The organism is Oceanobacillus sp. M65 (assembly GCF_052246275.1).
Taxonomy (GTDB): Bacteria; Bacillota; Bacilli; order Bacillales; family Amphibacillaceae; genus Oceanobacillus_B; species Oceanobacillus_B jordanicus.
This window is the reverse complement of sequence record NZ_JBQQCJ010000002.1, coordinates 834,314-846,303: the sequence shown is the minus strand read 5'-3', so window position 1 is coordinate 846,303 and position 11,990 is coordinate 834,314. Positions and strand designations below refer to the sequence as shown.

General features: G+C 39.1%; 11 protein-coding genes and 1 riboswitch. Of the genes, 9 read left to right on the top strand and 2 right to left on the bottom strand.

From position 1 onward, the window contains the following. Positions 1-40: 40 nt before the first annotated feature. The gene (locus tag ACTWPF_RS11910; protein WP_106896492.1) at positions 41-577 is read right to left on the bottom strand and encodes a YceI family protein; all 537 of its coding nucleotides are present in this window, start codon (positions 575-577) and stop codon (positions 41-43) included. A gap of 182 nt (positions 578-759) precedes the next feature. Between ACTWPF_RS11910 and ACTWPF_RS11905 the strand changes: the two genes are divergently transcribed. The 3 genes from ACTWPF_RS11905 to thiT all read left to right on the top strand — a co-directional run bounded on the left by ACTWPF_RS11905 (position 760) and on the right by thiT (position 3,833). Further along, positions 760-1,011 carry a phage holin gene (locus tag ACTWPF_RS11905; protein WP_106896493.1) on the top strand — a complete coding sequence of 84 codons (252 nt, stop codon included), beginning with the start codon at positions 760-762 and terminating at the stop codon, positions 1,009-1,011. 203 nt (positions 1,012-1,214) lie between these two features. Beyond that, entirely contained in the window at positions 1,215-3,005 is a 1,791-nt protein-coding gene (locus ACTWPF_RS11900) for a M3 family oligoendopeptidase (protein WP_443149219.1), read from the top strand. A gap of 56 nt (positions 3,006-3,061) precedes the next feature. After that, a riboswitch (TPP riboswitch) is annotated at positions 3,062-3,162 on the top strand. Between the two features lie 98 nt (positions 3,163-3,260). Beyond that, the gene (gene thiT / locus ACTWPF_RS11895; protein WP_106896495.1) at positions 3,261-3,833 is read left to right on the top strand and encodes an energy-coupled thiamine transporter ThiT; all 573 of its coding nucleotides are present in this window, start codon (positions 3,261-3,263) and stop codon (positions 3,831-3,833) included. Positions 3,834-3,975: 142 nt separating this feature from the next. Here thiT and ACTWPF_RS11890 read toward each other — a convergent pair whose 3' ends face one another. Beyond that, on the bottom strand, positions 3,976-4,326 hold the full coding sequence (locus tag ACTWPF_RS11890) for a general stress protein (RefSeq protein WP_036573464.1): 351 nt from the start codon (positions 4,324-4,326) through the stop codon (positions 3,976-3,978). Between the two features lie 112 nt (positions 4,327-4,438). Between ACTWPF_RS11890 and ACTWPF_RS11885 the strand changes: the two genes are divergently transcribed. The 6 genes from ACTWPF_RS11885 to ACTWPF_RS11860 all read left to right on the top strand — a co-directional run bounded on the left by ACTWPF_RS11885 (position 4,439) and on the right by ACTWPF_RS11860 (position 11,897). Continuing rightward, positions 4,439-5,860, top strand: a complete 1,422-nt coding sequence (locus tag ACTWPF_RS11885) for a hypothetical protein (protein WP_106896497.1) — start codon at positions 4,439-4,441, stop codon at positions 5,858-5,860. A gap of 190 nt (positions 5,861-6,050) precedes the next feature. Next, positions 6,051-7,430 carry a Glu/Leu/Phe/Val family dehydrogenase gene (locus ACTWPF_RS11880; protein ID WP_443149218.1) on the top strand — a complete coding sequence of 460 codons (1,380 nt, stop codon included), beginning with the start codon at positions 6,051-6,053 and terminating at the stop codon, positions 7,428-7,430. 441 nt (positions 7,431-7,871) lie between these two features. Further along, positions 7,872-9,605, top strand: a complete 1,734-nt coding sequence (locus ACTWPF_RS11875) for a carbon starvation CstA family protein (RefSeq protein ID WP_106896499.1) — start codon at positions 7,872-7,874, stop codon at positions 9,603-9,605. Positions 9,606-9,706: 101 nt separating this feature from the next. Further along, positions 9,707-9,964 (top strand): cory-CC-star protein, encoded by a 258-nt coding sequence (locus ACTWPF_RS11870; RefSeq protein WP_443149217.1) that lies wholly within the window; start codon positions 9,707-9,709, stop codon positions 9,962-9,964. A gap of 20 nt (positions 9,965-9,984) precedes the next feature. Continuing rightward, complete coding sequence (locus tag ACTWPF_RS11865; RefSeq protein ID WP_443149216.1) at positions 9,985-10,923, top strand: ArsA family ATPase; 939 nt, start codon at positions 9,985-9,987, stop codon at positions 10,921-10,923. Continuing rightward, a complete protein-coding gene (locus ACTWPF_RS11860; protein WP_106896502.1) occupies positions 10,920-11,897 on the top strand; it encodes a zinc-binding dehydrogenase in 978 nt (325 codons plus the stop codon). The genes ACTWPF_RS11865 and ACTWPF_RS11860 overlap by 4 nt, the downstream gene beginning before the upstream one ends. Positions 11,898-11,990: the final 93 nt, after the last annotated feature.

The following is an 11,990-nucleotide window of genomic DNA, read 5'->3' as shown; positions in this document are numbered from 1 at the left end:
GCAGGCTTCCTTATAGGAACCTGCTGTATTCTAAGTTAAATTATTCTGCTTTATGTGCTTCAATTTCAAAATTGATTGTAACATCTTCACCGATTAGAACGCCACCTGTTTCAACAGCTGCATTCCATGTAAGTCCAAACTCTTTACGGTTTACTTTTGTTTTCCCACTGAATCCAGCAACAATATTTCCGCTCATTGGGTCTTTACTTTGTCCTTCGAATTCTACATCAACCGTAACAGGCTTTGTAGTTCCGCGAATTGTTAAATCGCCAGTAACATCATATTCACTGTCAGATTTTTTCTTAATATCTGTTGCAACAAATGTAATTTTAGGATGATTTTCTACATCGAAGAAATCACCTGAGCGCAAATGATCGTCACGATCTTTATTACGTGTTTCGATGCTATTAACATCAATCGTTACTTCTACTTTAGAATCTGTAAGGTCCTCAACATCTGCTTCGATAACAGCATCAAACTCTTTGAAAACTCCTTTTGCTTTAGAAATCATCATGTGTTTTACGGAGAAGCCAATTTCACTGTGTACTACGTCTACATTCCATACTGTTCTTGTCATCTTAAAAATCCCTCCAAAGGTAAGTTATTAATACGTAAGTTACTTTATGTTACTTAGTATAGAATGATAAACTTGTATTGTCAAGTAATAAAAATCCTCCCTATTTTTCTTTTACCCAATAGTTTGCCGTTCCAATTGCTAAGCGAAATCGTAGTATGGAGTAAAGACAGGAGGGGAAATAAGTGGACAGAGGTACTCTAATTCGATCATTTGTTTTATTCGTTGCCCTTATTAATCAAACGCTCGTCATATTTGGCAAATCCCCTTTACCAATTGATAGTGAATTAGTAGAGCAGTTTGTTGCAGTAACGTTTACGATGGTATCTTCACTCATTGCGTGGTTTAAAAATAATTACATTACAGAAAAAGGTAAGCAACAAAGGAAAACGCTTGAGAATAATGGGTTAACGAAGCTAACAAAGAAAACGAAATAATCATTACTCCCTGAGCACCCGCTTGGGGAGCCTTTGTTATCTTTCAAGATAATGAGCGCTATTTTTGAACACCCTAAATCGAAATTTGCTAAATTTCTTGAAAAAAGAAAATTCTTCAAGATGAAAATTATTTCATTTTTCGTTATAATAAAAAGATAGGGTAAAATGAAACAAATATAAATGATGGAATGAGGAGATATTTTATGCAACAAACGTATAACCCAACATGGGATTTAGATGTGATTTTTCCAGGGGGAAGCGATTCAGAAGCATTTCGTACATATCTTAAAGACATTGAAAAGGATAAAGAAACATTCTCAGCTGAAGTAGAGGCATTTACTCCAGAAGATGGTAATGTGGAAGCAGAACAGTTAACTGGTGTAGTAAACGAGCTTGAGAGTGTAATGAAAAAGTTAAGAGAAGCTTCCGCGTTTATCAGTTGTCTAAGCGCACAGGATGTAACGGACGAGAAAGCAAGTCTTCTAGTTGGTAAACGTAGCGAATTGCGGGCAGAATTAGATGCCATCATGTCGAAGTTCGTACAAAAGCTAGTTGCCATAGAAGATACCACATGGGTTACATTACTTCAGCATGATGGTTTAGCGGAGCTTTCCTTTGTCCTTAACGAATACAGAGAACAGGCAAAGGAGCTTCTATCTGTTGAACAGGAAGTGCTAATCAATGATCTTGGAGTTGATGGTTATCACGGCTGGAGTCAAATGTATGATACAATCGTTGGAAAAATGACAGTGGAAGTAGAAGAAGATAATAAAGTGAAGTCTCTATCTGTCGGGCAGGCATCTAATAAATTAGGTCATCCAGATCGTAAAGTAAGAAAGGCTGTTTTTGATAAGCTGGGGGAGGCATGGAAGGAACAATCTGCCCTTTTTGGTCAGACATTAAACCATTTAGCTGGATTCCGACTGCAAACTTATAAGCATCGTAATTGGAAGAGTGTTCTTAAGGAGCCACTTGCAATTAACCGAATGAAGCAGGAAACACTTGACGCAATGTGGACAGCTATTTCGAATAATAAAAAGCACTTTGTTAAATATTTAGAGAAAAAAGCAGACCTTCTTGGGCTAGAAAAAATGAGGATGTATGATATTGGAGCACCATTAACAAATACTGTGAAAAAATCGAGCTATACTGAGGCCAGTAAGTTTATTGTAGACCATTTCGGTAAATTCAGTCCCAAAATGGCCGACTTTGCTCAAATGGCCTTTGACAAACGCTGGATTGAGGCAGAAGACCGTGCTGGCAAGCGACCTGGTGGGTTCTGTACAAGCTTCCCTGATAGTGAGCAAACTAGAATCTTTATGACATTCTCTGGGACGTCTTCAAATATTGCTACTTTGGCTCATGAACTAGGCCATGCCTATCACCAGCATGTTATGAATGATGTGAATGGGTTAAATCAGCGTTATGCGATGAATGTTGCGGAGACAGCTTCCACGTTCGCTGAAATGATTGTAGCAGATGCTTCGGTTAAAAATGCACAAAATAAAGAAGAGAAAATCGGACTGCTTGAAGATAAAATTCAACGTAGTGTAGCATTCTTCATGAATATACATGCACGTTTTATCTTTGAGAACCGTTTTTATGAAGAAAGAAAAGAAGGGCTTGTATCGGTTAACCGCCTGAATGAGATCATGGTAGAGGCCCAGAAGGAAGCTTATCAGGATGCACTGGATGAATATGATCCTAATTTCTGGTCTTCTAAACTACATTTCCATATTACGGGTGTTCCATTCTATAACTTCCCGTACACCTTTGGGTATTTATTCAGCCTTGGAATTTATGCTGCCGCCAAAGAACAAGGGGAAAACTTTGAGGATGCATACATTTCGTTGCTACGTGACACTGGTAGAATGAATGTGGAGGATCTTGCCATGAAGCATATGAATGTCGACTTAACGAAACCTGATTTCTGGGAAGCAGCTATTCAATTATGTGTGAAGGATGTTGAGGAATTTATCGAGCTTACACAATAGTTGTAAGCCTACAGAATGTGGGTTACAATGAAATTAATAAAAAAAGCATAGTTTGAAAAGCCTACAGGGGGAGCCAATGGCTGAGAGTGAACAGTGATGTTCTTACCCTTTGAACCTGTTAGTTAGTACTAACGTAGGGATGGTGGCTTTTTTGATGGAATAAAAGCAATGTGAGCGGATTCCCATCAGGAAGTCTTCCCCTTGGCATTGCTTTTTTTGTTTGTTTAAAATTCGCTTTAAAAAGGGGAGAGAGAAATGAATAGAAAACGCACATTATTTTTAGTTGAGGTAGCCATATTTGCTGCCTTTGCACTTTTGTTGGATATTATTCCATTTTTATCATTTAAGATATGGGCCCAAGGAGGATCAATATCCTTTGCTATGATTCCTATTTTTATTGTGGCTTTTCGTTGGGGAGTTAAGGGAGGCTTATTGGCAGGCTTTCTTTGGGGCATGTTACAAATTGCCGTAGGTACTGCTTATGTATTATACCCACTTCAAGGATTTTTTGACTATGCTGTAGCATTTACTGTATTAGGGTTTGCAGGTATGTTTTCTAAAAAAATTCAACAAGCTCTGCAAAAAGGGCAAACTAAGAAGTATTTGGGATATATAGTGGCAGGAGTGTTTCTAGGATCAATCCTACGCTTTGGTGCACATTATATTGCAGGAGTTACATTTTTTGAGTCAGCAATAGAAGGGCAACCAGTATGGCTGTATTCCTTATTATATAATGGCTCTTACATGCTGCCTGCTTTCCTGCTTAGTGCTATACTTGTCTTTTTCTTATTTCACAAACAGCCAAGGACATTAATGAATACGAATTAAGAAAGTATTCCGCTCACATGTGGGTGGTCTCTCTTATTAAGGGAGACTACCTTCTTTACCACATACAAAACGAGCATGCCAACTAGATTATTGGTTGGCATGCTCGTTTTTTAGCCTTAAGACAAACGACTTTGTAATAAGACTACATTAAGTAGCTAGCTGCATTTTCGTTGTTTGTTACAATTAGTAATACTTTTCCTTCGTCCATATCCTCTTCATAATTTTCAGCTTCTGCTTGAGAGAAACCTACCTCCTGAAGTTTCGAGCGCAGCTCGTCACCTTTACTATTAAATAAGTTTCCGACTGCGTTCCCAAAATCCATTTCCTTTATGCCGATTGTGTTGGCATCAACACTTCCAGCAATTCGTTTCGTACGGTCGTCATCGTGGGACAATACATAAACATCATCTTTGTTAATCCCTTTGTCTTTTAAAATACTCACATCTGTTTTTAATACTTCGTCATTTGTATATTCTTTGATAAATGGTTTCATCTTTTTCTACCTCCTAATAATGTTCTATGGTTTTTATATTCCCGGTAACCAAAGAACTAAACATTCCCTTAATGCATAGGCTATACAACCATTATTGAGAGGAAGATGTAGGATGGAACTTACCATTTCTCATTGGATATATGGACTGTTTACTTTATTGATTATTGGAACGATGATTTTTCGAAAAGGGGTTGTATTACCAACATTACTCGGAACGTTCATTGTAGCGTGGGTGTACAATGGAAACCTTGTAGCAGGCTTTAAAGCCATTTTTAATGCGAACCTAATTGCTGCACAGGAACTGTTTAGTATTTTCCTAATCATCACATTCATGCTTGCGCTTTTACATTCATTACGTGATTTAGGTGCAGATAAACGAATGATCCAACCCATCCAAAAAATGATGATAAATGGGCATATTTCCTTTTTTGTCCTAGCAGTTATCACGTATGTCATATCATTATTTTTCTGGCCAACTCCTGCTGTCCCATTAATTTGCGCATTGCTAGTACCAGCGGCTATTAGAGCGGGTTTGCCGGTTATGATGGCAGCAGTTGCCATTGCGCTTGCTGGTCAAGGAATGGCATTATCGTCGGATTATATTGTACAGGTAGCACCAAGCTTATCAGCTACAGCGGCCGGGATTGAGACAGCTATAGTGGCTGATCGTGCCCTTGTATTGTCTGTCATTGCTGGTGTCATCGCCATTGCGTTAGCTTACTTGTTGTACCGGAAAACAATACGTCATAGAAATGATCCATTAATTGAATTAGAATTGGAGCAAATGCAATCCGTAAAAGAGACGACGAATAAGGCACATACGAAAAATTTAACCGCGTGGAGTAAAATATTTGCAGTGGTTGTACCACTAACACTGTTAGGTGTTGTTATTTATATGGTATATGAAAAACTGCTATCTGGAAGAATGAGTGGACTTGAAGGGGGAGATGGAGCTGCCTTTGTCGGTGGAGTAGCAGTCATTCTTTTACTACTCTCAACTGTAGCCTTTGGTAAACAGCATTCCCTTGATTATATAACAACACATATAACGGATGGTTTTGTGTTTGCCTTTAAGGCAATGGGCCCAGTTATACCAATTGCTGGTTTCTTTTTTCTAGGAAGCTCGGACTTCTCAGGAAGTATTTTAGGAATGGAGGAGAGTCAACCAGCGTTTCTGTTTGACCTTGTGCAAACTAGCCAGACTTTTTTACCTGAAAATGCCCTTCTTGCTGCGCTAAGTATCTTAATCATTGGGATTATTACAGGTTTGGATGGTTCGGGATTCTCCGGTCTACCGCTCACAGGCGCCTTAGCTGCATCGTTGGAAAACGGTTCAATTGATGCTGCTACATTAGCAGCTATTGGGCAAATGGGGTCTATTTGGACGGGGGGAGGAACAATTGTAGCCTGGTCATCGCTTATTGCAATCGCAGGTTTTTGTGGTATTTCTGTAATGGAGCTCGTTCGCAAAAATTTTATTCCAGTCATAATTGGTCTTCTAGCAGCAACACTTTTCGCTATTTTTCTTTGGTGATAAACCGTTTTCATGGTCCTTTGAGGCTGGATTTGTTAGAATCGTAAAAAAGTGGGGCTTGTATCAGTCGCCAATTACTTAGGTGAAGGAGCATAAACCAAAAGGCAGCACTGCTATCGGTTTCTGGCATGCCCCCTGCAGGTGGCTGATCTATACCTCATTTGGCAAATCTTAGTCAGGAGGAACTAAAATGGGAAGCAATACTTCTACTATCATCGAACAATCTCTAGATGCATTGCTTGATGATCAATCATTTTTACCAGAAATTTCTGGAGAAACAAGAAAAAAAGCATTTACTTCTCTCACCTCTATCTTGTCCACCCCTAATCATATTCATAAATCATTCCTTAGAATCGCGTTAGAGGATGGCAAAGTGACTCGGATACCGGCATTTCGTGTCCAACATAATAATATTATAGGACCTTATAAAGGAGGTATTCGTTTTCATGAGTCTGTTGAGGAAGAAGAAGTAAGTAACCTTGCTGCCTTAATGACGTTAAAAAACGCCTTGCATGAAGTTCCCTTTGGAGGAGGGAAGGGCGGAGTGGTAATTGATCCAAGAAAATTTAAGGTGAAAGAACTAAATCAAATCTGTAGAAAATATGTCCAATATTTCAGTCAGATCATTGGTCCGGAAAAAGATATACCGGCGCCTGACGTCGGATCAGGAGAACGGGAAATGGACTGGATGATGGGAGAATACAAGAGCATCCATCCAGGTATGAAGTATAGAGGTAGTTTTACTGGTAAAAGTGTTGTAAACGGTGGCTCTTTGGGGAGAAGACAGGCGACGGGAAAGGGAGTCTATTTCTCCCTTCGCTATATGCTACATGATTTTACAAAAGATAAGTATAAATGGTTAAACGAACGGGATAATATTTTTGCTAAAACTGTCCTTGATCATAAAGACAAGTCCCTTAAAATTGCTATACAAGGTTTCGGAAATGTTGGATCTGTCGTAGCAGCTGAAGCAAATAAGTGTAACTTTTTGAACAATAAAGTAGTAGCTGTCAGTGATAGAAACGTGACATTGCATAATGCTGATGGGCTAGATATTCCAGAATTGATAAAGTATACAAAATCGAATAATGGTGATCTTCCAATAGATAAAGAAAGCCTGGAAGAGGCCAATGTGAAAGCCACTATTTGCGATAGGGACGACTTGCTTACAATGGATACAGACATATTAGTATTGGCTGCACTTGGTGGGCAAATCCACCAGGAAAATATGAAGCAAATGAAAGCAAAGATTATTGTTGAGGGAGCGAATGCGCCAATTACAGGGGAAGCCGACAGCTATCTCAGTGAAAAAGGGGTAGTTGTTATCCCGGATATTTTGGCAAATGCTGGTGGTGTTATCGTTTCCTATTTTGAGTGGCTACAAGGGAGAGAAACGCAATTTTATAGTGAAGAGCAAGTTTACGAGAAATTATATGATAAAATGCAACACACCTTTGAAACAGTGTATCCGCAGTATTTTGGAGACGCGTTTCCACTAAGGCAAAATTGTTACATCCACTCTGTAATGAAACTCTCCACAATCTTATTTAAACAAGGAAAGCTTTACTAAAGTTATTACGCTGGGCCATATGTTCTCATTAGCAAAGAACGCTATGTCAAATGGAAGTATTTTCTTCCGCTGAATGGTGTTTCAGATATCTATAAAAATGTAATCGCCGGACAAACTCGAATTTTATCGTAGATAATTCAAGTTATTGTCCGGCTTTTTTGTTTAAAATTCTTCTTTCCTCATTTTCGGAATTTCATAGAAGTAAAAATTTCTTTGTTGTCTACTTTTAACCCTACGACAATAGATTTGTAATCTGCATTAACAACAGATAAATCTTCTACGTTTTGCAAATCCCATAAACTACCATTTGAGCACTGAAATATTCTAAAAAGCCATATAAAACCATACTAAATCAAAGCGCTTTCACATATGGATTAAAGAAACACGTCCATATATTCTTTTCGAAGGTGTGTTAACTACTTAGTATAGGAGGAATAAGGTATGTCAGGTATTTTAGTTGCACTTATTGGTATGGTCATTTTTGCTCTTGGCTACAGATATTATTCCAAGTTTGTAGCAGAAAAAATCTTCAGGCTCGATCCGAATTATGTAACACCTGCACACCGTTATAAGGACGGGGTGGATTTTGTTCCTACAAATAAGTTCGTCTTATGGGGGCATCATTTCACCTCTGTTGCGGGGGCTGCTCCCATACTAGGACCAGCAATCGCTGTCTATTGGGGCTGGCTTCCAGCGTTTTTATGGGTGATACTAGGGACCGTTTTTGCTGCAGGGGTCCATGACTTCGGTACATTAGTTCTCTCTGTGCGGAATAAGGGCCAGTCTGTTGGAACATTAGCACACAGACTAGTTGGACAGCGTGCCAAGATATTATTTTTGTTTATCATATTAATTCTAGTATTAATGGTAAACGCAGTTTTTGCCTGGGTGATTTCAAATCTATTTATCTCCTATCCGGCTAGTGTTCTACCAGTGTTTATTCAAATTCCATTAGCTATTTGGATTGGATATGCAGTATTCAAACGGAATAAACGGATGCTCATTCCATCTCTTTTGGCGCTTGGTGTTATGTATGCCACGGCTATATTGGCTAGCAAAGTAGGTTTCTTACAAATTGACTTGGTTAAATACTTTGGCGGAGAGGGGGCAAGTGGACTGTTTGGACTTGGTGCCACTTCTTCAGCATTTCTCATCTGGATTGTCATCTTAATGGTCTATGTATACATTGCCTCAACACTACCGGTTTGGAAACTCTTGCAACCAAGAGACTTTATTAATTCACACCAGCTTGTTGTAGGTCTTGGAATCTTATATCTTGGATTAATATTTTTGAATCCAGAAATGACGGCTCCTGTCACAAACGCAAATCCTGACAAATCATTGCTTCCATTATTATTTATTACAATAGCCTGTGGTGCGATCTCTGGTTTTCATGGATTGGTTTCCTCTGGCACTTCTTCTAAACAATTAAATAAAGAAACAGATGCACGCTTTGTTGGCTATTTTGGTGCAGTTGGAGAAGGAATTCTTGCACTTATTTCGATTATTGCGGTGGCTACATTTTTTGCGAATAAAGATGATTTCTTTGCTACTTATGCCAGTTTTACAGATGCAAATGGTGCAGGATTGGGAGTGTTTATTGAAGGCGCCGCAAACTTAGCCTCGGGAGTCGGGTTACCGGCAGATATTGCTACAACCATTGTATCGATCATTGTTGTAAGCTTTGCTGCAACCACGCTCGATACTTCTGTACGATTAATGCGCTACATTATTTCTGAGCTTGGTGTAGAATACAAAGTTCCAGCGTTAACCAAAAAGCATGTTGCTACAACGGTAGCTGTTGTGTCTAGTGCTGCTCTTGTACTATTGCCAGAAGGGCCGAAAGGGTTTGGGTCTGGTGGTTATCAGCTATGGCCTTTATTTGGTACAGCTAACCAGTTACTAGCAGGCATCAGCTTGATGTTAATAGCCGTATGGCTCAGGAGGCAAGGGAGAAACTATGCAGTGGTGTTAATACCTATGATTTTCCTTATGTTTATGACGCTATACGCAATGTTCCAGCAGGTGGTGTTTGAATGGTCATGGGCAGGAAATGACGCAAACACACTATTGTTCGTACTCGGCGCTATTATTTTTGTGTTTGCTGTCTGGATTATCCTAACGGCCTTTAATGTGTTAACAAAACCGATTATCAATTCAACAGAAGATGAATAATTAGCAACTGAGTGTGATGACAAAAAGGAGCTAGTTAGCTCCTTTTTGTATTTCACCATAGCAATTAAGCATAGAACTTCATACTAAAGGGAGGGGATAGAATGCTAGGCAAGCTAAAGAAAGCAATTGCATTTTATGAGGAAGTGCTTAGTACACCGCATCGGCAGGAAATTGCCAGAGAACTAAGAAAGGAAGAAGATCTTTTTCTGCTACTACTATACTCTGAAATGATTGGCATCCCTAACCCAGTGTTTTACTATACGCTAGAACTTTATCCACACATAATAGAGAAGTTTCATGATTGGCACTTGCGCATGGGCATGGAAAACTCCCCCTTATCAGGGATTCGTTGTTGTTAAAATAGAATAGGAGGTGCTATATGAACACAGAAAAGGAGATCATCTTTATTGGTGGAAAAGGAGGAGTGGGGAAGTCCACGACAGCTGCTGCCTTAGCTTGGAGTTTTGCTGAAAAAGGTATCAGAACATTACTTGTATCAACAGACCCGGCCCATAATACAGGTGATATATTTGATCAGAAAATAGGTGGAGCCATGAAACGCCTTTCCAAATTCTTAACAGCAATCGAAATTGACCCTGATTATGAGGCATCCTCTTACATTCAACGTGTGAAATCAACGATTAAGGGTATCGTACATGTAGGAATGATAGATGAGGTGAATCGTCAGCTTGATACCGCTAAGGCTTCACCAGGAGCGGAGGAAGCAGCCTTATTTGAAAAATTAATTTCAATTATTTTGGAAGAGAGGGCGAATTTTGATAAAATAGTTTTTGATACTGCTCCAACAGGACATACCATTCGCCTGCTTTCTCTTCCTGAGTTGATGGGTGTATGGATTGATGGTCTGCTACAAAAGAGACAAAAAACGAATGAAAATTATTCCAGATTATTACATGACGGTGAACCGGTAGATGATCCTATATACGAGGTGCTTAAAGCAAGGCAGGAGCGGTTCTATCAGGCAAGGGAAATATTGCTAAACCCAAGAAAGACGGAATTCATTTTTGTATTAAATCCAGAAAAACTTCCTATACTTGAAACAAAAAAGGCGATAGAGTTACTAGAAAAGTATCAACTCTCTGTGAATACCTTAGTGGTAAATAAACTATTACCTAACGAAGTGGAAGGGACATTTTATGAAAAACGCAGGAAACATGAGAAACAATACATTTCAAAAATAAAGCAAGAATTTCAGAGCCAACACCTTATGTTTGTCCCATTGTTTACAGAGGATATTATTACGAAGGCACAATTATCGAAATTTAGTACATACGTGGAAAGGGGAAAAAGCAATTGAAAGCATTTGTACATGAATATGGCGAGTTAAAAGTAAAGGATATGGAAACACCAACCGCAGGGGAAGGACAGGTTTTGGTGGCCCTAAAAGTGGCTGGTTTAAACAGACGTGATCTTTACATTCCAAATCGGCGCGGAGAGGATAAAGAAGCATTGATTCTTGGCTCAGATGGAGCGGGTATAATCGAATCAATTGGCGAAGGAGTTCAAAATGTTAAAGAAGGTGACGAAGTTATCATCAATCCTGGTTTGCGTTGGTATGAGAATAGTGATGCTCCACCAGCAGAATTTGATATCTTAGGTATGCCTGACCATGGAACCTTCGCCGAAAAAATGGTTATATCCAGTGAACAAGTGGAACAAAAACCATCTCATTTATCTTGGGAGGAAGCAGGAGTTCTCGCTTTATCAGCCCTTACAGGATATAGAGCATTGTTTACAAAAGGTCAGATTAAAGAAGGGGAAACTGTATTTATTCCAGGTGCTGGAAGTGGTGTGTCTACTTATCTTATTTCATTCGCTAAAAACGTTGGAGCACGGGTAATTGTTACGTCAAGAAGCGAAGAAAAGCTTGAAAAAGCAAAATCATTAGGAGCAGATGTTGTCTTGCTTGATAGCGAAGATTGGGTAAAACAATTAGAGAACGAAACAGTTGATCTCGTGATTGATAGTGTGGGGCGCGCTACCTTTAAACGTTCTTTGGATGTATTAAAAAAAGGTGGACGCATGGTTATTTTTGGTGCCACGACAGAGGATACCATCGACTTCGATCTTCGTTCCTTTTTCTATGGGCAATACCAGCTGTTTGGCTCTACAATGGGAAGTAGACAGGAATTGAGAGCGCTCTTGGATCATATGAAAAACTTTAATATGCATCCTATCGTCGACAAGACATTTGCAATAGACAATATGCAAGAGGCATTTGAATATCTTGAGGTTAATAAACAATTCGGCAAGATAGCCATAAACCTATAGAAGGAAGTATTATATGAAAAAAGAAAGAGAATCATGAGTAGCCAACTAGTGCTACGATATGATTCTCTTTCTTTTGGTTATAAGATAGGTCTT